Consider the following 23958-nt stretch of genomic DNA (forward strand, 5'->3'; position numbering starts at 1 on the left):
TTTTAGAATAATTGTTGTTGTAACCACAAGTTTTGAAACTTCGATTGTCCATCATAATTACTTGCTTGCAATTTGATGTTGAATTTTCGGTTTCGAGGATCGTTGCCTACGCCAGATACATACATCCAATTACCGTAGTTAGAGTGTACATCATAATCCAGAAGCATGGCTTCAAAATAGGCAGCGCCAATGCGCCAATCCATCAACATTTCTTTAGCAAAATAAGAAGCTACGTTTTGTCGGCCGCGATTACTCATCCAGCCCGTTTGCTGTAATTCGATCATGTTGGCATTTACAAAAGGTTCTTCTGTAGTACCGTTAATCCATTTGTTGATGGCGTATTTGTTGTTTTTCCATTCGTAATCACGCTCCAAAATGCCTCCAATTTTAAAAATAGCAGTACCGTTTTGAAGTGAAATGTATTTGAAATAATCACGCCATATCAGCTCAAATAGCAACCAATAAGTCGATTCGTTTTTTTCTACTTCTCTTTCATATTGTGCCACTTCCCAGTAAATTCTTTTTGCCGAAATGCAACCATTAGCTAGCCAAGGCGAAAATTTTGAACTATAATCGGTACCAACTAGTCCATTGCGCGTGAGTTTGTAAGAACTTAGTTTTTCAGTATTCCAAAAGTAATTTTCCATTCGGCGTAACGCCTCTTGCTCTCCACCTTTAAAAGGGAATGCAGTTCGCGTATCTTTTTCAAAAGCTTCAAATCCGAGCTCCTGTAAAGTGGGCAAAGACGTATTCGTTTCTTGGTAATTAGCAGCTGTGAGTGAACCTAATTTAAATTCGGCACTTACTTTTGCTTTCTTTTCACATTGATTTCTGAATTGCGTAAATACATTTGGAATCGATTCAATCGTAAACGGAATTGCATTTGGATGAAACAAAAATTGTCCGTAAGTGGCTTTGAATATTACGTTATCAGTAGCTTTAGCTTTTAACGCTTTGGCTACAGCCAGCTCTTCGGTCGTCCATTCTTCCTGATAATAAACCTTGGTGATTTCTTGGTTTTCAATCATTGCGGGCACAACATTTTCAGGCTCTTGAAAATACACAAACAAAGGGATGTGAAGTTCTTTGAGATTTTTACGAAGGTTAGCAACTGATTCAAGTAAAAACTGCGCTCTAAACTTCTCTGTCTTTTTGAAGCCGTATTTTGTTTTCGCAAAATGTCTTGGATCAAAGCAGTAAACGGCCACAACCGCTTCGTTTTCTTTAATTGCAAGATGAAGCGATTCATTATCATGAACACGTAAATCATTTCTAAACCAAACTAAACCTTTTTGTTTCTTCTGCATTTTTCGCTACAATATTTTACTTCATCCCAAACTTTTTCCCATTTTTTGCGCCAAGCAAAGGGCCTATCGCATACCAAACACATTTTGGTGGGTAAATGTTCTTTTTTCACTAGGTGTATTTCTCAAATTCGTTTACTACAATCTTCGCTTTCAAATCAAACATCAAATTATACAAACCAAAGAAAGTTCTGTTCATGTAAATAAAATGTTTCGAGCCTCTGCTACCATTCATCTTTTTAAGATTGGTATCTTTAGAAAAACGCTCTCCTAATTCGCCTATGCTTTGAAAGAATTTCTCATCAGAAAAGTCGAAAGTTTTTTCCTGAAAAGGCTTGGTAAATAATGACAATAAGTCGTGGAACATACCTGTGAAATAAGCCATTTCTTCTTTAGTATCGTCTTGGCGAAGAATTTCTAATTCCAATAATTTATCGTGAAATAAAGCGGCATCATTAATTACCTTTTTGTCAATAAGTTCGAAATAAGGGATGTAAAAATCCATTGGAATTTTTTTCATACAACCAAAATCGAGTGCAACTAAGTTATTGTTGCCATCCACTAAAAAGTTCCCAGGATGCGGATCGGCATGTACTTTCTTTAGCACGTGAATTTGATACATGTAAAAATCCCAAAGGGCTTGGCCTATTTTATCTGCAGCCTCTTGATCGGTATTGATTTTAGTGAATTCAGACAAGTGTTTGCCTGTCATCCAATCCATTGTGATGATTTTTTCTGATGAATATTCCGGGTAATAACTAGGAAAAACCAAGTTGTCAATTTTAGAACAAGCAGTAACTACTTCGGTACTTTGCTCTAACTCTAGTAGATAATTCGTTTCTTCGATTAATTTGTCTTCGACTTCTTTGAAATACTTATCAGAGTCTTTTCCTTGAAGGTTAAACATGCGAATCGCAATTGGCTTTACCATTGCTAAGTCAGATGAAATACTGTTCGCAACTCCAGGATACTGAATTTTTACTGCTAATTTTTTACCGTCTTTGTGTGCCACGTGCACTTGGCCAATACTAGCAGCATTAACTGAATTAGCATTAAAATCATCAAAAATTTCAGTTGGCGTTTTACCAAAATTATTTTTAAATGTTTTTAAGACCAGCGGCGCAGACAAAGGCGGAACCGAAAATTGAGACAATGAAAATTTCTCAACGTAAGCTTGAGGCAAGAAATTCTTATCCATACTTAGCATTTGAGCTACTTTCAAGGCGCTTCCTTTCAAGCTTTTCAAGCCATCGTAGATGTCCTCGGCATTGTCTTCGTTTAATTTATCGCGAGTCAAATCAGAATTGACCATTTTTTCGCCGTAGTACTTCAAATAATTCACACCAATTTTAGCGCCTGTTTGCACTAATTTTGATGCTCTTTCAATTTTTGAAGTAGGTATATAATCTATCGTTTTCATTATTTTTTGTATATTTTTTCTTTGAAAATGAATTTTCCAAAGTCAATTAGGCTATCAATAGGAGCAATGTTCATTAATTCGAAAGTTGCTTTTACTGATTTTTCGATATAAATATCTGTTTTTTCAAAAGCGGGTGAAGCATCATCTAACCAGAATTTAAGTGTAAGTAATAACTGAATCCATGAAGTTTCTTGAAATGCTTTTTCTTGAAAATTTTGAAAACGCTCTTGCTGTGTTCTAAAATCATCTTCAATCACTTCCGTCAAGTACTCTTTAAAGCGCTCACGCAAACCAGCTAGTAAACTCAATTTTTTCAGTTGATTGTTGTGCTCCTTTAAAACCAAAACAACATAACTGCGATTAGCTGTTAGGATTTCGAAGAAGGTAAAATAGAAACTCAACATTTTGCTTTTCATGTCGTAGGTCTCATATTCACTATTTTTGTGCAAAAGTTCAATTGTTTTTTCAACGAACATTCTGAAAATTTCTTTTTCGATACTTTCGATAGTTCCAAAAAACGCATAAAATTCCGTTTCGGTGAAACCGTTAGTTTTGGTGAAATTGTATACTGATTTAGGTTTTTCGCTGTGCTCTAGTACGTGATCCATGTACATAGAAACTATTTTATCTTTTGTAATTGCTGTTTTTTTAGTAGCCATTTCGTGTGTATTTCAAATTAAGGTATAAAGGTAGTAAATGTTTAACTATATATTAATAAAGTTAAACAAAATTTAATATAATTTTATACCATTAAAAAATCACTAGCTTTACAGTATTATGAAAAAGAATGTATTAATTAGCGGCGGTACTGGATTTGTTGGAAAACATCTAACGGATTTATTGTTAAAAAAAGGGTACTCTGTATCTATTTTAACTAGGAGTGTAAAACCAAATCAACCAGATGTTTTTTATTTTAAATGGGATGTAGCTCAGCAAACTATAGATGAAAAGGCTGTTGCCAAGGCTGATTTTATTGTACATCTTGCTGGTGAAAACATTGCTGACAAACGCTGGACTGCAAAACGTAAAGCGGCAATTATCGAAAGTAGAGAGCAATCAACGGTTTTGCTGTATTCTATAATTAAAAAACAAAATAAAAAGCTTGAGGCTTTTGTATCTGCTTCAGCAATTGGTATTTATGGTGCTGTAAATGGTCCTGAAATTTGTACAGAGGAAATGCTTCCTGCAAATGATTTTTTAGGTTATACTTGCCAGAAATGGGAGGATTCTTTAGATTTTATTGAAAACAGAAATATTCGAACTGTAAAAATCCGAACTGGTTTGGTTCTAGGAAAAGGAGATGGTTTTTTGTCTAAATTGGCTCCCTTATTTAAGTACAGATTGGGTGCTATCATTGGCAGCGGTAAGCAATATATGCCATGGATTCATATAGATGATCTGTGTGAGATGTATGCTATGGCACTAGAAAATAATGAAATGCAAGGTGCCTATAATGCAGCGGTTCAGGATGACACCAATAATGCTATTTTTTCTAAAACCCTATCATGTGTCTATCGCTATTCGATCTGGTTGCCAGCTGTGCCCGAGTTTGTTATTAAGCTAGCAATGGGCGAAATGTCTAAAATAGTACTAACAGGTCGCCGAGTTTCTTCTCAAAAAATTGAAGCTGCTGGTTTTCGTTTTCAATTCAAAAACCTTGAAGGAGCCTTGCGTAACTGTTTAAGTAAATAATGTAATTCTTTCACAAATTATACTCTAGAACGTATTCTATTTACAAATTAAGAACTCCTTCGAAGTTTTTATTTTCTAAAGCTATTCTTAACGAAGGTCTAATTTAATATTGTGCTGATCTAAGCTGGCGAGTGCTTCGGGTGAACTGTAATCGAATATTTCTTCGTGAAGGTTCTTTTCCTTTTTTTGGGCAATTTGTTTGATGCAATTAAAACAACGTCGAACATCATTCATTGTAGACAAAATCAAACCAGGAACGGCTATACTTTTGCCGCTGTTGTCTTTGGCTACCATTGTAAAATAAGAGGAGTTACAGTGTTTGATTTCGCCTGTTTGAATGTTTTCTGATTCTACACGAATGCCTACAATCATAGAGCTATTGCCTACGTAATTCACGCTGGCTTTCATCGTTACTAATTCGCCCACTTCAATGGGGCGTAAAAAATTGACTGTATCTACTGATGCCGTAACACAATAATGTCCTGAGAATTTAGAAGCACATGCAAAAGCAATTTGATCTAAAAGGGATAAAATGTAGCCGCCATGTATTTTTCCGCTAAAATTGGTATGGGATGGAAGCATCAATTCAGAAATTTTAATATCTGAACTCGCCACGGTTTTATACGAAGTTTTCATCTACTTGATTTTGAAAGGAGAATTTACTTTTTTTACTGAAGTGATAAAGTAACGCGTGTCACCCCACCATGGGAAAGTACGGTATTTTTCAACATAATTTACTTGAACGTATTGGCCTTCCATTTCTTGCAATTGTGTAATTACTTCAGCTTCGCTGTCTAAAACAGAAAATGAAAATATTTGTGCACCAGAGATACCTTGACTGATTTCGCCTTCCCAAGTTTTAAAAATAACTCCTTTATTACTCACTTTAATTAATTCACCAGAGCGCACTCCCTCGCTGTAAGTGGCATTATATAAAAAAGTGAAATAGGAAACTAGTCCTAACACGATTACTGCTAAAGTGATCATTAAAAATTTTCTCATTTGTACTTAGTTTAATAGTTTGTTTTCGTCTTTTTCTGCTCGATTTATGATACTTTCGGGTAATGCTTTTTTAGCTTTTGCGCCCATTTTCTTTAATTTTTCGACACTAGTTATTAGGTTTCCTTTTCCTTCCACTAATTTGTTCATTGCGGCTGCGTATTCCGTTTTACTTTCATCAATTTTTTTGCCAATTTTGATCAAATCATTAACAAATCCTTCAAATTTATCGTAAAGTGCGCCTGCTTGTCTTGCAATTTCAAGGGCATTTTCTTGTTGTTTTTGGTTGGTCCACATGCTATCGATGGTGCGCAAGGTAGCCAGTAATGTAGAAGGCGTGACGATGACAATATTTTTTTCAAAAGCTTTATTGTAGAGGCTGTTGTCTTCATTTAATGCAACAGCAAATGCCGGTTCAATAGGGATAAATAGCAGTACAAAATCAGGACTTTCAATATGGTATAGATCGTGGTAATTTTTGTTTCCTAATTGTTCTACGTGGCGTTTTATCGAGTTTACATGTTCTTTTAGCCAACCTAATCTAATGGTGTCATCTTCTTCGTTGCTGTATTTTTCGTAGGCAGTTAAGGATACTTTTGAATCGACAATCATTTTCTTGCCATCAGGTAAGTTAATCACTACGTCAGGAAAAACACGATTACCTTCTTCGGTTGTAAAAGCTTGTTGCACTTCGTATTCTCGTCCTTTTTCGAGTCCTGATTTTTCTAAAACGCGTTCCAGAACTAATTCACCCCAATTGCCTTGCATTTTGCTATCGCCCTTTAAAGCTTTGGTTAGATTGATAGTTTCTTTACTCATTTGAATATTCATTTCACGTAAGCCTAAAATTTGTTGGCGTAAAGCGGCATGATAATCAATACTTTCCTTGTGGGTATCTTCTACCTTTTTTTCGAACAACTGAATTTTATCTTGTAGCGGTGACAAGATATTTTTCATGTTTTCTCTATTTTGTTCGGTGAATTTATTCGATTTTTCTTCGAGAATTTTATTGGCTAAATTTTCAAATTCTTTAGTGAATTTAGCTTGTAGTTGTTCCACTTCTTCTTTTTGCTCCTTGTTGCGTTCCCAAAGATTTTCAAAGTCGACTTCTTTTTTGGAGAGTTGAATAGCTAGGCTGTCTTTCTCGTTTCTGATGCGTTCTTTCTCATCGTTAGTTACTTCAATTCGTTTTTCAAATTGCAGCTTTTCTATACTTGCCTGCTCTTTTACTTGTGAATATTGTTGCGTAAGAGCAAGAATTTTTTCTTCCAAACTTATTTTTTCGCCTTTTGCTTGAGCGGTAAAAAGCAATTTCCCGATAAAAATTCCAATGCCTAGGGCTACAATAAAAACGAATAAGAATGTGAGTAGGTTGGTCATAAATTAAATATTTGTCAGTTGGTAAAAGTAAGGAAAAGATTCTAGGTTTTGATTACGACAAACAAATTAGTGTCGTGTTTTATCGCTTTACACCATAAAAAAAGCCAGATTTCAGAAGGATGAAATCTGGCTTTTTAGCGTTGCTTTTAAAGCTTATTTTTTAATTATTTTTTGAGTGTAAATTACCTTTTCACCGCTTGTTACGGTATAAATGTAAATGCCTGTAGGTAATTGGTCTACATTAATCGCAGCTGAACTACCATTTGAAGTAGCTTTTAAAATAACTGGTTTTCCTACTTTACGGCCAAGAAGATCGTAGAATTGTACACTAGTTTTTTCGCTATCAGTAGTAGTTACATTTACGGTAAAAATATCGTTCACTGGATTTGGATAACCGTTTACAGCAGTGATATTGGTTACTGGATTAGATAATCCAAGTGTAGTATCTGCTTTTAATTCAAAACGAGCAATAACCGGTCCGTGGTCTGAAGTAGTGTTAACGTAATTTGTAATTTCTGGCCGTGGGTCGTACACTTGAATAGAATTCGCGATGTACTCGTCATTTAACTCATTCGAGATTAAGATGTGATCTAAAAATCCTCCAGAAGATAAGAAACTAAAAGCACCTGCTTTACTAATGTCTAATGTCAAAGCGTTGTAACGAGCGGTATCTTCAACCAATTTTTGGTATGATGAAGGATTACCTGCAATTACAGAGACATCTACGTCGTCATTGTAATCACCTAACAAAATAATATTAGCATCAGGATATTGAGTATCTAAACTGTCTTTTAGTAATTCAGCATCATATTTACGCATATTGTAACGTGTAATGTCGGTACCACTATTAGCACGAGCGTGTAAATTAACTATTTTAAGGTCTTTTTTAATACCACCAATATTAGTTTCAAGTTCTACCATGTACGGTAAACGACCAGATGAATAAAAGCTTTCACCAGTACTTGGGTAATTAGGTAAAGTAGTTGTCCCAGCACGAACATCATCGTACAATTTGCTAAACATGACACGTGTCTTTTTAACAGAAGTAGTTTGAGTATTGTACAAGACAACTAACTTTTGAGGTGGAAAATTAGGATCGGCTGGTTGGTAAGAGCGTGACCACACAGGAGAAACTGCTTTTGCAAAAGTTTTTCCGTTCACATTTATTTTTGTAATCAAAGTCTCTAAAGCAGCATCATCAGATACTTCTTGTACAGCGTATACATCAGCATTTAAAGTGTTCATTACTTTTGCTACATTATCTATTTGTAGTGCGTCATCTGTTGGGCCAAATTCAGCTCCGCTAGTATCTTTTACATCAGTTCCAAAAAACTCTAAATTGTAAGTAACGATATCAAAAGTTTCAGATTTAGTTAAAGATGAAGCATTTAACATACCTAATTGTTGGTTCAATCCTGTTCCATTTAATTGCAATGGTCCAGCACTATTTAACTCTTTTGTGGTTGGAGCAAAACGAGCATAAAGCGTAATTCCAGCCAATGCTTGTTCAGCAGTTACTTGTACGTTGTTTTGAAAGTTAGTATTATCCAAACTTAATTGATAGTACAAGGGTGCTGTTACAGTTATTGCGCCGTATCCTCCAGCCATGAAATTAAACGATTGACTGGCAGAAACTGTATTTGGGGCGATTTCACCAAAATTTAAAGTTGGTATTGTTGCGATGAAAGCAGCTTCATTTGTAATTTTTACATCATCAAGTGTCCACTCAGCACTGTCTGTAGCTCCATTCAAACCTGATTCATATACCCATGCAACATAGGTGCTGTTTGATTTATAGGCTTCTAGATTGATAAATTGCGACTGTTTGAAAGTTCCTGTTGTAGTTGGAAAATCACCATTTAAAGCAGTCCATGTAGCTGTTTCAGGATTGCTTTTTCCATCATAATTGGTAGAGACCATTAATTTTAAAGTAGTTCCGGAAAAGAATTTTCTACTGAAAAAAGATAATAATGGAAATTTATCAAATGAATTTAAACGCATCGCTGGCGAAATCAACCAATCTTTACTTGGTCCATTTTCTGTAAATCCATTCATTTGTACTGCTGCAGGTGAACTGTTAAAACGAGAAGTTGTACTACTCCATTTTACTTTATCTCCAGCTACACTGTATGAGGTCCAACCGCTATTAGTCAATACATTTATATCGTTAAAATCTTGGGTGTACGGGTTGATTCCTACTCCATTAACAGCTACTGTTTTTGATGAGCCACCTGCAGTTGCAAGTGTAATTACTCCAGATTTTACCCCAGTTGTTGTTGGGTTAAATCGTACAAACACTTTTGGAATAGCGTTGTTTGCGAATTCGCTAACTTCAAAGCTTAAACTACTTTGAAAACCAGTGCTTTCTGTTTTTGAAATTAAAAATTCTGAAGGAGCAGTAACTGTAACCGCGTGGGTTAAATTTTGTCCTTGAATACCGTAGTTTAAAATTGAGCTTGAAGTATTTTGTTCCACAAAACTAAAGTTCAATTCATTTACAGTGGTAGTAATTGAAGGTACTGCAACATTCGAAGTAGTTACATTTAGTAAGGTGCTTGCAGATTGTAAATTCCCTGAAGTATCCTCAGATACAGCGTAAACATTGTAGCTTGTTCCTAATGTTAATCCGCTCACCGCAGCAGTGTAAACAACAGCAGGATCGGCTATCACAAGAATTCCTGTTTTAAGTGCAGCCGAATTATTAGAGTCGGTTCCTGCTTTAATTTGCACAACGCTAGGGGCAGGGCTTCCAGCTGGTAAAACGACAAAAAAAGTTTTTCCGTTTTCATTAAGTTGTGTAGCAAAGTCAAATCCCTCTGAAAGAATATTGTTTATTTTTGGAAAACCATCTGCATATTTTGGGGCTTCGGTATCGTTTGTAATGCTGATGTTATCGATTGCAAATGATGGTCTTGCACCTACTCCTGATGTTTGTTTTGAAATCCATCTGAGTTGAACAATATCTTTGTTTTCGCAATCAGCAGGTAATTGTATTCTTATTTTTTGTAGATTTTGCTCTGCTGTTCCTGTTGATTGCGGAGTAGTATTATTTGCGTAAGCAGTGGTAAGTAAGTTTACAAAAGCATCTGTGGTTCCTACGCGATACTGTAAAATCATATCATTGATGCGGGTATTGGTCGATCCGTTATATGGGTTACGAATAACCATAGCATCATATTCTACAAAAATTCCTGATTTACCTGTAGTTTTTATAGCCAAGCCAATGCTTAGATCTAATGAACCTGTGTTTAAAAAACCAATTTTACCGTTGTAGTTGTGTACATTTCCACTAGTTGTTGCAGCAGTACTGCTTGCTGTCAAAACTCTGTCACCAACTATAGTTGCCGATGTGTTGTAACTGCTTCCAGGTGAAGTACTGGCTGTCCATCCTTGAAATCCGTCTGGATAAGTAGTTGATGCAACATCAAGAGCATTAAAATTTTGTAAAAACGGCAAGGCTTGAGGGGTTGGCTGTGTACCTTGTGCCGAGATATTCCAGCTGAATGCCAGAAGTACTAATAAGAAAAACGCTAAGGTTTTAAATGCGTAATTGTGTTTCATAGGGTAACAATTAATTAAGTGGGCACAAAAATAGAATTCCTAAGGTTAAGTCAATATTATATTTGTCTTTTTTGAGAATTTCTGGGATGAATTTGCCAATTATTTGATTGTAAAAGTTTCGTTGACAATAATAATTTTATATTTAAGGGAATAACCTTCCGAAATTTTTTACAAAGCTTTGAAAAAGAAAGTTATCCAAATGAGTTAAGAGATATAAAGCATATCAAAAATACTCCGGTGAGATAGGTATGATAGCATTAAAGGTTTATAAATTGACAAAACGTTCGTAAATTTTGTAGAGAGGAGTTCTATGTAAAAAGAAGTTTACAAGGATCTTTCGGGGAAGTAATAAATTTGGGAACTGGAATAAGTCTGTAACGAGATTATTTTAAAAAGATATTTCTATCAAAAATAACGATACATATCATTTTTATTTATTAATATATGATTTTTTTAGTTATCGATCTCGTATTATCAAATAGTAGTCAATATGATTCACAACTTCATATAAACTTTGAACAACCACTCTACATTGAAAGATTGTGGAAATTGTTACTTTTTGTTGAATCAAATTGGCCAATCGAGGTAAACATCTCAAGCAAGGCAGATTCAGTTTAAACGAATTTTTGGGAAAGAGATTTTTTTCCATAAAAAAAGGTCTTGATTATGAGTCAAGACCTTTGGTATTATTTTAAAAAATGAAATTATTTAAAATTCCATCCGAGTGTTAATCCGAAAGCTACCGGCTTAATTTCAGCATCTTTATCAGTACTGTATAAACCATTAGTTTTTCTGTCAGTTACTGATGTAGGGTTATAGCTAATATAGGATTCATTTTGATTTTGGTCTAAGATGGTACTATATCCATTTTCAAGAAACATGGACGCATACAAAGAACTCTTCTTTCCCATATCAAATGTAAATCCTAATTCAAAAGAGCTCATTATAATTCCTTTTGTTTTGTATTCTCCTGATGCGGAATAATTATTTTGTTGACCAAAACCATATTCTGGTAAGTCAATAATGGTAAGGTTGACATCTGGATAATAAGCAGTACCATTTGCATAATCAGCAATTGCATTAATTTTATAGTTTACAGGTAAAAAATATTTAGCACCAGCTCTAAAATTAAAATCAATGCCAGTATTTATACTTTTTCTATACTGCACAAAAAGAGGAATTTGTACTGCTTGTAAAGTCTGTTTTTCTCTATAATTGTTTGTAGTCATGTTATAAACAAAGGCTGAAGTTGAAATATCAACTTCAAAATTTGAAAGCGTTGCAGTAGGCTGAGAAAACGAAACTTCTTGTTTGTATTGAGAGAACTCTATCCCTGTACCAATTCCGAAATGCGAGTTTAAAGAGTACACGTAACCAGCTTTGATAGCTGCTCCAAGACGATTACCTGTTTTTATGCCAGCGATATCACTCTGGATATTACCTACTCCAGACTGTATTCCTACATAAACCTGTGCGGCTATTCCTTGCGAAATCAAAAAAGCGGTTGTTCCAATTATGTTTTTAAGATTGAATTTCATAGGTGTAAAATTTATTTTAGTGGTCTTGTATGTTGTTGCCTTTTTATATTTAAGTTTTTGTTCTCGTAAAATTGTTGATATTGGCGATTTCATACATCTTTTTTATTTGAATAATCCATCCTCATTCATGAAAATGAGGATGTCCTATTCTGTAAATTATTTTAATTTTTTACTAAAAGGTTTTTAGTAAAATACTTACCATTTGCTAAAGTTATTTTTACAATGTAAATACCCTCAGCACTAGGAGCTAACAAGTCAACAGTGTTTTGACTTGTATTGACAGTGGTTAATAAGTTTCCTGTTAAGCTAAATAGTTCAACACGTGCGTTTTGTATTCTGCTCGCGCTAATGTTGGTTATTAACTGAAAACTTGCATTACTTTTTACTGGGTTTGGAACAACTCTCATGTATTCCTCTTCAACAGTTGGCGAGAGAGTTAACGGACAGCTTGTAATTAATGTACCGTCTAGTTTTGTCGCAACTGCATAATAAGTTCCATTTAGAGCCCCACTTTCTTTGAAATACTGTGAAGTTTGTCCAGGAACTAAAACTCCATTTTTATACCAGATGTACGATTTGAAATTCTTCGAACTGTTGTCAAAGAATATAACATTTTCAAATTGTTTTCTAATTAAGTTAGGCTGACTAACTACAACTGGTAAAGCTACAGTTGGAGCTGCATTGTAATTCAAGTTACCCGGCTGAGATGCTGTAACAGTTGCAGATCCATAATTTTGGAATAATAATGAATTATTTGAAATGGTAACAATATTAGAATTTGAAGAAGTATAATTTACTGCTAAACCACTATTTGTAACAGCAGTTAAAACAACATTAGTTTCTCCATTGCAACCAAATCCTAACGTCTGATTCCAAGTAATTAGCTGATCGGCCTTAGTAATAGTAAAATTAGAGCCGTTATAAGTAATGGTATAATTTCCACCAGCGCTTAAGGTGCCTTGTGTAATAGGGTAGGTCCCAGCGTTCTCTCCAGCAGTTCTTGTTAAGGCACCAGTGAAAGAGTCGCCACTTACTAAATTTGGTGAAACAGTGTAAGAGTAAACTGGATTCGTTGTACCATATACCTTGGTTTGTAATGCATTTGCAGTTACTGTGATCGGTTTTGCCGTAATAGTAAAATCTCTACTTACATAAGTAATGTTGTAGTTAGCTCCTGCACTTAGGTTACCTATTGTGATTGCATAGTTTCCGATATTCTCTCCAGCGGCTCTCGTTAAAGCTCCTATGAAAGCATCGCCACTTACTAAACTTGGTGAGAATGTGTAAGAGTAAACTGGATTCGTATTTCCATATACTTTAGTTTGTGAAGCGTCTGCCGTTACTGTGATCGGTTTTGCCGTAATATTAAAATCTCTACTTACATAAGTAATGTTATAATTAGAACCTGCATTTAAGTTTCCTTGTGTAATAGCATAGTTTCCGATGTTCTCTCCTGCAGCTCTAGTTAAAGTTCCTGTAAAGGCATCAGTACCTACAAGACTTGGCGAAATTGTATAAGTAAAAGTAGGATCTGTTGTTCCATAAACTTTTGTTTGTGATGGAGTTGCTGTTACTGTAATTTGTTTTGCAGTAATAGTAAAATTAGCACCTGCGTAACTTATGATGTAATTAGTTCCGGCACTTAAACTTCCTTGGTTTATAGTATAAGTTCCTGTATTTTCCCCACCAACCCTTGTTAAGGCTCCTGTAAAGGAATCACTACCAACTAAACTTGGTGAAACTGTATAAGTAAAAACTGTATCTGTTGCTCCATAAACTTTCGTTTGTCCGGCTGTTGCGGTTACTGTAATTGGTTTAGCGGCAATGGCAAAGTCAGTACCAACATAATTAACTAAATACTTAGACCCAGCTGAAAGCGAACCTTGGTTGATAGCATAAGTACCAATATTTTCGCCACTAACTCTTGTTAAAGAACCAGTAAATGAATCTCCTGAAAGCAAACTTGGTGACACTGTATAAGTTAAAACAGGATCACTTTCACCATATACTTTAGTTTGAGAAGGTGTTGCAGTTACAGTAACTGGGATTTGATTTAATTTCAGTACATAATTAAATGTAGCAGTACAATTATTAGCATCAGTAGCAGTAACCGTAAAATTACTATCAGCAATTTGAGTTGAAATACCTGTTAATTGTCCAGCTGTTGATAATGAAAAACCAGAAGGCAAACTTCCCGTTGTAACGGCGTACGTTTTAAAACCTGTACCTCCTGAAGCTACTATAGTCTGACTATATCCAGTATTGTAATCATAACCAGGCAAAATAGTTGTTGTGAAATTGATTGATGTTGGCTGTGTAATTGTAAAGTTTCGAGTAGCGACACATCCGTTAGCATCGGTTACAGTTACGGTATAAGTTCCTGCACTCAAACCTGTTGCTGTAGCAGCAGTTCCACCCGAAGGTGACCATGAGTAAGTATATCCACCAGCACCACCTGAAGGAGTTACCGAAGCAGAACCATTAGATCCTCCATTACAAGATGCATTTGTTTGCGCAGCAGTTGCGGTACTAATAGTCGTTGGTTGTGTAATTGTAAAGTTACGAGTAGCCGTACATCCGTTAGCGTCTGTTACCGTTACAGTGTAAGTTCCAGCACTCAATCCCGTTGCTGTAGCAGCAGTTCCACCAGATGGTGACCATGAGTAGGTATATCCACCAGCACCACCAGAAGGAGTTACCGAAGCAGAACCGTTAGATCCTCCATTACAAGAAACATTTGTCTGTGCAGTAGTTGCCGTACTGATAACCGTTGGTTGGGTAATTGTAAAGTTTCGAGTAGCGGTACATCCGTTAGCATCGGTTACCGTTACAGTATAAGTTCCAGCACTTAATCCGGTTGCAGTTGCAGCTGTTCCACCAGCTGGCGCCCACGAGTAAGTATATCCACCAGCACCACCAGAAGGAGTTACCGTAGCAGAACCATTAGATCCTCCATTACAAGATACGTTTGTTTGTGCAGCAGTTGCCGTACTAATTGTTGTTGGTTGTGTGATGGTAAAATTACGAGTTGCCGTACATGCGTTAGCATCGGTTACCGTTACAGTATATGTTCCTGCACTTAATCCGGTTGCAGTAGCAGCCGTTCCACCCGAAGGTGCCCATGAGTAAGTATATCCACCAGCACCACCCGAAGGAGTCACCGAAGCAGAACCATTAGATCCACCGTTACAAGACACATTTGTTTGTGCCGCAGTTGCCGTACTGATAGTCGTTGGTTGTGTAATAGTAAAGTTTCTAGTAGCCGTACATGCGTTAGCATCGGTTACCGTTACAGTATATGTTCCTGCACTTAATCCGGTAGCTGTAGCAGCCGTTCCACCCGAAGGCGACCAAGAATAAGTATATCCACCAGCACCACCAGAAGGAGTCACCGAAGCCGAACCATTAGATCCACCGTTACAAGACACGTTTGTTTGTGCCGCAGTTGCCGTACTGATAGTCGTTGGTTGTGTAATAGTAAAGTTTCTAGTAGCCGTACATGCGTTAGCATCGGTTACCGTTACAGTATATGTTCCTGCACTTAATCCAGTAGCTGTAGCAGCCGTTCCACCCGAAGGCGACCAAGAATAAGTATATCCACCAGCACCACCAGAAGGAGTCACCGAAGCAGAACCGTTAGATCCTCCATTACAAGAAACATTTGTCTGTGCAGCAGTTGCCGTACTGATAACCGTTGGTTGGGTAATTGTAAAGTTTCGAGTAGCGGTACATCCGTTAGCATCGGTTACCGTTACAGTATAAGTTCCAGCACTTAATCCGGTTGCAGTTGCAGCTGTTCCACCAGCTGGCGCCCACGAGTAAGTATATCCACCAGCACCACCAGAAGGAGTTACCGAAGCCGAACCGTTAGATCCTCCATTACAAGATACGTTTGTTTGTGCAGCAGTTGCCGTACTAATTGTTGTTGGTTGTGTGATGGTAAAATTACGAGTTGCCGTACATGCGTTTGCATCGGTTACCGTTACAGTATATGTTCCTGCACTTAATCCGGTTGCAGTAGCAGCCGTTCCACCCGAAGGTGCCCATGAGTAAGTATATCCACCAGCACCACCAGAAGGTGTAACGGAAGCCGAACCATTAGATCCACCGTTGCAAGAAACGTTTGTTTGCGCAGCAGTTGCCGTACTAATTGTTGTTGGTTCAGTAATTGTAAAGTTACGAGTAGCTGTACAAGAATTTGCATCGGTTACAGTTACAGTATATATTCCTGCACTTAATCCGGTAGCTGCAGCAGCTGTTCCACCTGAAGGAGACCAAGAATAAGTATATCCACCAGCACCTCCTGAAGGAGTCACTGAAGCAGAACCATTAGAACCTCCATTACAAGATACGTTTGTTTGCGCCGCAGTTGCCGTACTGATAGCAGTTGGTTGCGTGATTGTAAAGTTAACAGTAGTAGTACAACTGTTTGCATCCATTATAGTGCAAGTCCAAGTTCCAGCGCTTAATCCTGTTACTGATCTTGTTCCATCACCTGTTGGGGTACCTGGAGTCCAGTTGTAGGTATATCCACCCGCTCCACCTGTTGGAATATTAATCGAGGCAGCACCATTAGAACCTCCGTTGCACGAAATATTGGTTTGAGAAGCTGCAGTTGCTACTATAGCCGTTGGTTGTGTAATTGTAAAGTTTCTAGTAGCTGTACATGCGTTAGCATCGGTTACTGTTACGGTATACGTTCCAGCACTTAATCCAGTAGCTGTAGCAGCCGTTCCACCCGAAGGCGACCAAGAATAAGTATACCCACCAGCACCACCAGAAGGAGTCACCGAAGCCGAACCATTAGATCCACCGTTGCAGGATACGTTTGTTTGTGCAGCAGTTGCCGTACTGATAGCAGTTGGCTGTGTGATGGTAAAGTTACGAGTTGCGGTACAACCGTTTGCATCTGTTACTGTTACGGTATAAGTTCCTGCAGCAAGTCCAGTTGCTGTAGCAGCTGTTCCACCAGCAGGAGACCATGAATAAGTATATCCACCAGCACCACCAGAAGGAGTTACAGAAGCTGAACCATTAGATCCACCGTTGCACGACACATTTGTTTGTGCAGCAGTTGACGTGCTGATAGAAGTTGGTTGTGTAATTGTAAAGTTTCGAGTAGCTGTACAAGAATTAGCATCTGTTACTGTTACTGTATAAGTTCCTGCGGAAAGCCCAGTTGCTGTTGCAGCTGTTCCACCAGCAGGAGACCATGAGTAAGTATATCCACCAGCTCCGCCAGAAGGAGTTACAGAAGCTGAACCATTAGATCCACCGTTGCACGACACATTTGTTTGCGCAGCAGTTGCTGTACTGATAGCAGTTGGTTGTGTCACTGTAAAATTTTGCGTTCTGGTACAACCATTAGCATCGGTCACAGTACATGTCCAAGTTCCTGCTGTTAAACCTGTAACAGAAGTAGTTCCGTCACCAGTTGGTGTTCCCGGAGTCCAATTGTAGGTGTAACCGCCAGCTCCTCCTGTTGGTGTATTGATAGCAGCGGCACCATTTGAACCTCCAAAGCAAGATACATTGGTTTGAGAAGCAGGCGTTACTGAAATAGCAGGTGATTGTGTCACTGTAAAACTTTGCGCACTGGTACAACCATTAGCATCGGTCACAGTACAGGTCCAAATTCCAGCTGTCAAGCCTGTAACAGAAGTAGTTCCGTCACCTGTTGGGTTACCCGGTGTCCAATTATAGGTGTATCCACCAGCTCCTCCTGTTGGTGTATTGATAGCAGCGGCACCATTTGAGCCTCCAAAGCAAGATACATTGGTTTGTGAAGCAGGTGTTACTGAAATAAAAGGTGGTTGTGTCACTGTAAAATTTTGCGCTCTGGTACAACCATTAGCATCGGTCACAGTACATGTCCAAGTCCCAGCTGTTAAACCTGTAACAGAAGTAGTTCCGTCACCTGTTGGGTTACCCGGTGTCCAATTATAGGTGTATCCACCAGCTCCTCCTGATGGTGTATTGATAGCAGCGGCACCATTTGAGCCTCCAAAGCAAGATACATTGGTTTGTGAAGCAGGTGTTACTGAAATAGCAGGTGGTTGTGTCACTGTAAAATTTTGCGCTCTGGTACAACCATTAGCATCGGTCACAGTACATGTCCAAGTCCCAGCTGTTAAACCTGTAACAGAAGTAGTTCCGTCACCTGTTGGGTTACCCGGTGTCCAATTATAGGTGTATCCACCAGCTCCTCCTGTTGGTGTATTGATAGCAGCGGCACCATTTGAACCTCCAAAGCAAGATACATTGGTTTGTGAAGCAGGTGTTACTGAAATAGCAGGTGGTTGTGTCACTGTAAAATTTTGCGCTCTGGTACAACCATTAGCATCGGTCACAGTACAGGTCCAAGTCCCAGCTGTTAAACCTGTAACAGAAGTAGTTCCGTCACCTGTTGGGTTACCCGGTGTCCAATTATAGGTGTATCCACCAGCTCCTCCTGTTGGAATATTAATCGAGGCAGCTCCATTAGAACCGCCGAAACAAGAAACATTTGCTTGAGATGCTGCAGTTGCTACTATAGCCGTTGGCTGTGTAATTGTAAAAGTACTAGTTGCTGTACACCCGTTTCCATCGGTTACGGTACACGTCCAACTTCCGGGTGATAATCCAGTTACAGAAGTTGTACCGTCTCCGGTTGGAGTTCCTGGTGTCCAATTGTAGGTATATCCACCTGCTCCACCAGTTGCTGAATTTACAGTTGCAGCTCCGTTAGAACCTCCGTTGCAGGCAACATTGGTTTGAGATGCTGGAGTAAGCGAAAGTGCCGTCGGTTGAGTAATTGTAAAATCACGTGTAGTTGTACATCCGCTTATATTATCCGTTACGGTACAAGTCCAATTTCCTGCACTTAATCCAGTAACTGAAACGGTTCCGTCACCTATTGGGTTTCCTGGTGTCCAGTTATAAGTATAATCTCCGCTTCCGCCTGTAGCTGTATTTACCGAAGCAGACCCCGTAGTACCTCCAAAGCAAGAAACATTAGTTTGTGCTGCAGCGGTAAGACTCAAAGCACAAGGTGCTATAACAGTAAAAATTGGATTAGTACCAGGGAAGTAAGCTCCGCCTGGATTGATGTCATATGTTATGATTTCATCAGAAAGCCAATTATCCGTATTACGATCACCGGTATTTAAGCAAATTGCAGCAAGAATAGCTGCTTTTGTACCCGATCTTATACCGGTATAAACATTATTGTCACCATGGTATCCCCCAGAATTTGGATCTCTATTAATTGCAATAGCACTTGATCCCAGTGTAAGAGATGGAGGTAAATACGAATTGCTATTGTTGGGTTGTAGACCAGAACCAGTTACTAGAAATTGTCCTGCAGGTTGATTTACACCATTGAAAGTGGTACCAAATGTGTTCATGAATCCAAATACATATTGACTTACAGATGTAGGTGAACTTCCTTGAAAAATAAACCAGTTATCTCCTCCACCAGGAATTGGACAACTTGCAGGATTTGTAAGTGTCCAGCCTATGACGTTAACTATGCCTGGTAACCCAGAAACGCTAGGCGTTGTTCCACCAGTAATTGAAAATTTAGTTACGGTTCCAGCTGGCATTGCAGCGGTTAGCGTCCAAGTAATCGAGCCTTCCGCAGTATTTGTTACAGAAGTGGTTCCGAAAGTACCAGTAGCTTCATCATATCCATAATCTGTTATTCTAATAACAGTACCTGCTGAAATAGGAACAAGATTTACGATAGTCATTTCATAAGGGATAACATCGTAATTAGTACCTATAATAGCAATATCTCCTGCTGATAAAGTGGTTTGGGCGTTTAAGGATGTTAACAAACTTAGAAAACATCCCAAGAAAAGTAGTTTTTTTATCATAATTAGTTTAATGTGTTTATTATTAAGTGTTTAAAAAAAAAATAAACTGTTGAAAAACAGTCCGTCTTTTAATTTTTTATGGTCTTGAAGGGAAGATTCCCTGATAGCATATTATATATTGCATTGCAACAAATGGTGGTACCGTTGGTAATGGAGCTTGGTTAGATCCCCATGATGCCTGTTGCAAACTAGTAGGGTCACTATTGCTAATGGTATCGACTGTTTTACCAAAAGCATCATTGATCGCAGGGGTATTAGAATTAGTTCCATCACTATTGTTTGCTTGCAATGCTGTGGTTGCGGATATATTTTCAGTTGTACTAGTTGCTGATTCTTCTAATTTTGAGTGAGAGTGTGTGGACATATTTAAAGCTGTAATAGTCGCAGCTTGCGCTCCACCAGTCTGCCCCAGTACATAAGTGCCTCCTAAATGTTCACCTGAGATATTTGAACATTGAGTTGGAAAAGCGCCACGCAAATCAGGTAATTTAAAAGTGTTTATACCATCTCCGCCATAATAGGTTCCAATTATTGCAAACAATGCAGTGTATTCTTTAATTTGTAATATTTGCCCTTCGCAAGTAAAATAACCCATAGGAGCAAAATTACCTGCAAAAAGTTTAATGGTTCCCATTAATTCATCTTCCATAATTTTAGTTTTAAATGTTAATATTAGTTTTTTAGGTTTTTTGATAATCTTATTTTTATTAACTATTGTTTAATTTGTCTTTTTTGTAACAAATTTATTTGAAATAACTAACCCAAAACTGCGTATAATTACCTGTTCTTTTATAAAAATAAAATAGGTATGCTATCTGTTGTTTAAGTTTATTCACATCTTACAACAGTAAAGATTACTCTTATCGATTAAATTTTACCAGTGAAAATCTAAACACGGTACATATTTTTTTTAAGTAGCATGTAAATTTCGTCAAGAATACTTTTCAGAACTTTATTTTCTTTTTTTTTACACTTTTTTTTGTTAGTAAAGCGCTATTTTACAGTGACTTATTTTTTTAATATTTTCAATTTAAATGTGTATCGTTTTTTTTACAATTCTATTTAGCAAAATTTTGATAGTTATTTTCTGAGTCTAAGTTAGCTATATTTTGTTTATAGCAATGCTAAATCCGTAAAAAAATATGTTTTTATTGTTGAATTTGTTAATTAATTGTGATTTTACTAGCTAAAAAAAATCTCAAAGTGGCACATTAACCCACTATATTTGCCAAAAAATAAAATAATTCATGCACCGCCATTTCATCATTCACAAGCCATACGGTTATTTAAGCCAGTTTATTTACGAGCTAAAGCGAAAGAAACGTTTACTTGGTGAATTGTATGATTTTCCAGAAGGCACTATGGCTATTGGTCGTTTAGATGAGGATTCTGAAGGTTTATTACTGTTAACCACAGACGGAAAAGAGAGTGAACGCATCAGAAGTAAAAAAGTAGAAAAGGAATATTTTGTTCAGGTTGATGGGCTAATCACTCAGGAAGCTATCGAGAAAATAAAAGCAGGTGTTGAAATTGGGTTTAATGGTACGAAATATCTAACCAAGCCTTGCAAAGCGAATGCACTTGAGATAGCACCCGATTTCGGACTGCGCGGAAAAAAAATTAGAGACGAGCGTCATGGTCCCACTTCATGGGCATCGATCACCGTCAACGAAGGCAAATTTCGACAAGTGCGGAAAATGACTGCTGCAGTTGGTTTTCCTACGTTGCGATTGGTTCGTGTGCGAATAGGAAATGTAAATCTCAACGATTTGCAGGCAGGAGAGGTAATTGAAGTAGAAAATTTTCAAATAGAAATTTAAAAGGTAGTACTAGTTTTTTAATCTTTTAATTTTCCAATCTTATAATAAAGTATAAAATGTTAAATATCGTTTTAGTTGAACCTGAAATCCCAAATAATACCGGAAACATTGGCAGGTTATCCGTAGGTACAGAAAGTCGTTTGCACTTAATTCATCCTTTTGGTTTTGTCATCAATGATAAAAATCTAAAACGTTCAGGATTGGATTATTGGGTACACTTGGATGTAGCCGAATATCAAAATGTAAGCGAGTGGCTCGATCAGGTTCCTGATAAATCACGTGTTTTTTTGATGAGTTCGCATGCCGAAAATTCGTATTTAGATATCGAATTTCAAGACGAAGATTGGTTGGTTTTTGGTAAAGAAAGTGTTGGCTTAAGCCAAGAAGTCTTGAATTTATTCGATAAAAAAAATCAATTAAAAATTCCAATGTCGCCCTTAATCAGAAGTTTTAATATTGCGAATTCCGTAGCATTTGTTGTAGGTGAGGCTAAAAGACAGCTTTATTTGAAATCAAAATAAGTTTCTACAGCTTTTTTAATTTGCGTTTAAGTGATTACAAATTTTCCTTTGTCAGCATCGAAAGCGATGTGGTCATCTTTAAAAAGTGTGCTAAAGGTCCCCTTCGAAATAAAATTACAAGGTTGGTCCTGAAAAGTAGCTTCTGGCGTCATGATGATCATTTCGTCACTCAATTGTATGGCCATATCAATATCGTGTGTTGATAATAAAATGCATTTGCCTAATTCCGAGGTTAACTTTTTAAGCAATTTAAAAAGAGCCACTTTATGCAACAAGTCGAGGTGTGTACTGGGTTCGTCGAGAATTATCAGCTCCGTATCTTGTGCCAATGCTCTTGCGATCAGTACTTTTTGAAGTTGACCGTCGCTAATTTCAAAATGTTTTTTGTGTGCCAAATGACTAATTTGCGTGAGCTCCATCGCTTCATTTACTTTGGTAATATCGTTTGAGGTCAATGTGCCTATCCAATTGGTGTAAGGTTGACGTCCCAATGCAATCAATTCGAAAACAATAAGATTGCTTGGTGGTAATTTTTCGGTTAAAACTAAACTTAATTTCTGCGCAAGTTCCAACGGGTTGTAGGTATCGATTTTTTTATCCTCCAAAAAAACAGTTCCTTGCAGCGGTTTTTGTATTCCCGTAAGCGTTTTTAGCAATGTAGATTTTCCAATTCCGTTGGCACCAACAAGAGCAACAAGTTTGCCAGTTTCAAGTTGCACGTTCACCTTTGAAGCAACGGTAATTGTTGTTTTTTTGTGCGTGTAGCCTATGCTAATATCAGTTGCTGATATAAGTGTTTTTGCATTCATTAGGCAATCATTTTTTGTTTGCGTACCAATAACCAAATTACAATTGGTGCACCAATAATCGAGGTAATAGCATTAATTGGGAGCATGACTTCTAAGCCAGGAAGTTGCGTTAAAATATCACATAATAAAAGTATTGCTGCACCAAATAGTAGGGTACTCCAAAATAAAACAGCATGATTACTAGTTTGAAAAACCAATTTAGCGATGTGTGGCACGGCTAAGCCAACAAAGGCTATAGGACCAGCGAATGCGGTAATGCTTCCTGCCAAAATACTGGTGGCTAAAATGATTATGTTTCGAGTGCGTTTAAAATTCAAACCCATACTGCGAGCGTAATTTTCGCCTAAAAGTAACGCATTCAATGGTTTGATGCTGAATATACTAATAAAAATTCCCAAAAGCACACAAAAAGTCAACAGTCCAATTGAAGTCCAAGATAGGTTTCCTAAATTTCCCATTGACCAAAAGGTGAATTTTTGTAGTTGTTCTGCCGAACTAAAATAAGTTAAAACACCAACAATAGCGCTTGTAAAACTACCAAACATTAATCCAACAATTAAGATAGTCATAGTGTCTCGCAGCTTTTGTGAAACGGCCAATACGGCCAATAAAACCAATGAACTTCCAATGGTCGACGCTAATACTATTCCGTAAGGCGAGGTGATGAGGGTACCTAAAAATGAAGGCAATAAACCAGCCCCTAAAATTACAAAGGCTACTCCCAAACTCGCTCCTGAGCTTAAACCCAAAACATACGGTCCTGCCAGCGGATTTCGAAACAAGGTTTGCATCAATAAACCGCTAATTGATAATCCAGCACCTACCAAAATAGCTGTAATTACTTTTGGTAAGCGGTAGTTGATGATGATATATTCCCAAGTTGTTTTGCTTGCATGTCCTCCTGTGAGACTGTGATAAATATCTTCCGCAGGAATTTGAATTGCGCCATAACTGATGTTTACAAAAAACAGCACTACTAACCCAAGGGCTAGGATTATAAATAAAAAGCTATTTCTCTTGCTTGAACTCAATGTTTTTGAAGATTTATTTTTGGTCGA

16 protein-coding genes are annotated in these 23958 nt (G+C 37.4%); 3 read left to right on the forward strand and 13 right to left on the reverse strand.

The genetic code is table 11. The features are described from left to right. Positions 1–2: 2 nt before the first annotated feature. From L1S34_RS04670 to L1S34_RS04685, 4 genes are read right to left on the reverse strand one after another with little or no spacing between them, the layout of a single operon-like run. Positions 3–1307, reverse strand: coding sequence for a DASH family cryptochrome (locus L1S34_RS04670; RefSeq protein WP_236363016.1), 1305 nt, complete (start codon positions 1305–1307; stop codon positions 3–5). Then, positions 1283–1417 (reverse strand): DUF2256 domain-containing protein, encoded by a 135-nt coding sequence (locus L1S34_RS04675; RefSeq protein ID WP_166137087.1) that lies wholly within the window; start codon positions 1415–1417, stop codon positions 1283–1285. The genes L1S34_RS04670 and L1S34_RS04675 overlap by 25 nt, the downstream gene beginning before the upstream one ends. Beyond that, entirely contained in the window at positions 1417–2724 is a 1308-nt protein-coding gene (locus L1S34_RS04680; protein ID WP_236363017.1) for an ABC1 kinase family protein, read from the reverse strand. Before L1S34_RS04680 ends, L1S34_RS04675 begins: the two co-directional genes overlap by 1 nt. Continuing rightward, a complete protein-coding gene (locus L1S34_RS04685; protein ID WP_166137093.1) occupies positions 2724–3383 on the reverse strand; it encodes a TetR family transcriptional regulator C-terminal domain-containing protein in 660 nt (219 codons plus the stop codon). Before L1S34_RS04685 ends, L1S34_RS04680 begins: the two co-directional genes overlap by 1 nt. Before the next feature lie 118 nt (positions 3384–3501). Between L1S34_RS04685 and L1S34_RS04690 the strand changes: the two genes are divergently transcribed. Beyond that, positions 3502–4416 (forward strand): TIGR01777 family oxidoreductase, encoded by a 915-nt coding sequence (locus L1S34_RS04690; RefSeq protein WP_236363018.1) that lies wholly within the window; start codon positions 3502–3504, stop codon positions 4414–4416. A gap of 87 nt (positions 4417–4503) precedes the next feature. Here the strand turns inward: L1S34_RS04690 and L1S34_RS04695 are convergent, their stop codons facing one another. The 7 genes from L1S34_RS04695 to L1S34_RS04725 form a co-directional block, all read right to left on the reverse strand. Continuing rightward, on the reverse strand, positions 4504–5052 hold the full coding sequence (locus L1S34_RS04695) for an acyl-CoA thioesterase (protein ID WP_236363019.1): 549 nt from the start codon (positions 5050–5052) through the stop codon (positions 4504–4506). Further along, on the reverse strand, positions 5053–5418 hold the full coding sequence (locus tag L1S34_RS04700) for a 6-phosphogluconate dehydrogenase (RefSeq protein WP_166137102.1): 366 nt from the start codon (positions 5416–5418) through the stop codon (positions 5053–5055). Between the two features lie 6 nt (positions 5419–5424). Continuing rightward, positions 5425–6795 carry a DNA recombination protein RmuC gene (gene rmuC, locus L1S34_RS04705; RefSeq protein ID WP_166137105.1) on the reverse strand — a complete coding sequence of 457 codons (1371 nt, stop codon included), beginning with the start codon at positions 6793–6795 and terminating at the stop codon, positions 5425–5427. A gap of 153 nt (positions 6796–6948) precedes the next feature. Then, complete coding sequence (locus tag L1S34_RS04710; RefSeq protein ID WP_236363020.1) at positions 6949–10356, reverse strand: T9SS-dependent choice-of-anchor J family protein; 3408 nt, start codon at positions 10354–10356, stop codon at positions 6949–6951. 704 nt (positions 10357–11060) lie between these two features. Then, positions 11061–11987: an outer membrane beta-barrel protein gene (locus tag L1S34_RS04715; protein ID WP_236363021.1), complete on the reverse strand. Its 927-nt coding sequence runs from the start codon at positions 11985–11987 to the stop codon at positions 11061–11063. A 68-nt stretch (positions 11988–12055) separates the two neighbouring features. Next, complete coding sequence (locus tag L1S34_RS04720) at positions 12056–19750, reverse strand: MBG domain-containing protein (RefSeq protein ID WP_236363022.1); 7695 nt, start codon at positions 19748–19750, stop codon at positions 12056–12058. 76 nt (positions 19751–19826) lie between these two features. Next, on the reverse strand, positions 19827–20399 hold the full coding sequence (locus L1S34_RS04725; protein WP_236363023.1) for a phage tail protein: 573 nt from the start codon (positions 20397–20399) through the stop codon (positions 19827–19829). A 598-nt stretch (positions 20400–20997) separates the two neighbouring features. Between L1S34_RS04725 and L1S34_RS04730 the strand changes: the two genes are divergently transcribed. Next, positions 20998–21570, forward strand: a complete 573-nt coding sequence (locus tag L1S34_RS04730) for a pseudouridine synthase (protein ID WP_166137120.1) — start codon at positions 20998–21000, stop codon at positions 21568–21570. 56 nt (positions 21571–21626) lie between these two features. Beyond that, on the forward strand, positions 21627–22091 hold the full coding sequence (locus tag L1S34_RS04735; RefSeq protein ID WP_236363024.1) for a tRNA (cytidine(34)-2'-O)-methyltransferase: 465 nt from the start codon (positions 21627–21629) through the stop codon (positions 22089–22091). Positions 22092–22117: 26 nt separating this feature from the next. Here the strand turns inward: L1S34_RS04735 and L1S34_RS04740 are convergent, their stop codons facing one another. After that, positions 22118–22900 carry an ABC transporter ATP-binding protein gene (locus L1S34_RS04740; protein WP_236363025.1) on the reverse strand — a complete coding sequence of 261 codons (783 nt, stop codon included), beginning with the start codon at positions 22898–22900 and terminating at the stop codon, positions 22118–22120. Continuing rightward, positions 22900–23931, reverse strand: coding sequence for a FecCD family ABC transporter permease (locus L1S34_RS04745; protein WP_236363026.1), 1032 nt, complete (start codon positions 23929–23931; stop codon positions 22900–22902). Before L1S34_RS04745 ends, L1S34_RS04740 begins: the two co-directional genes overlap by 1 nt. Positions 23932–23958 lie beyond the last annotated feature (27 nt).

The sequence above is a fragment of the Flavobacterium sp. K77 genome, from assembly GCF_021608205.1.
Lineage (GTDB): Bacteria > Bacteroidota > Bacteroidia > Flavobacteriales > Flavobacteriaceae > Flavobacterium > Flavobacterium turcicum.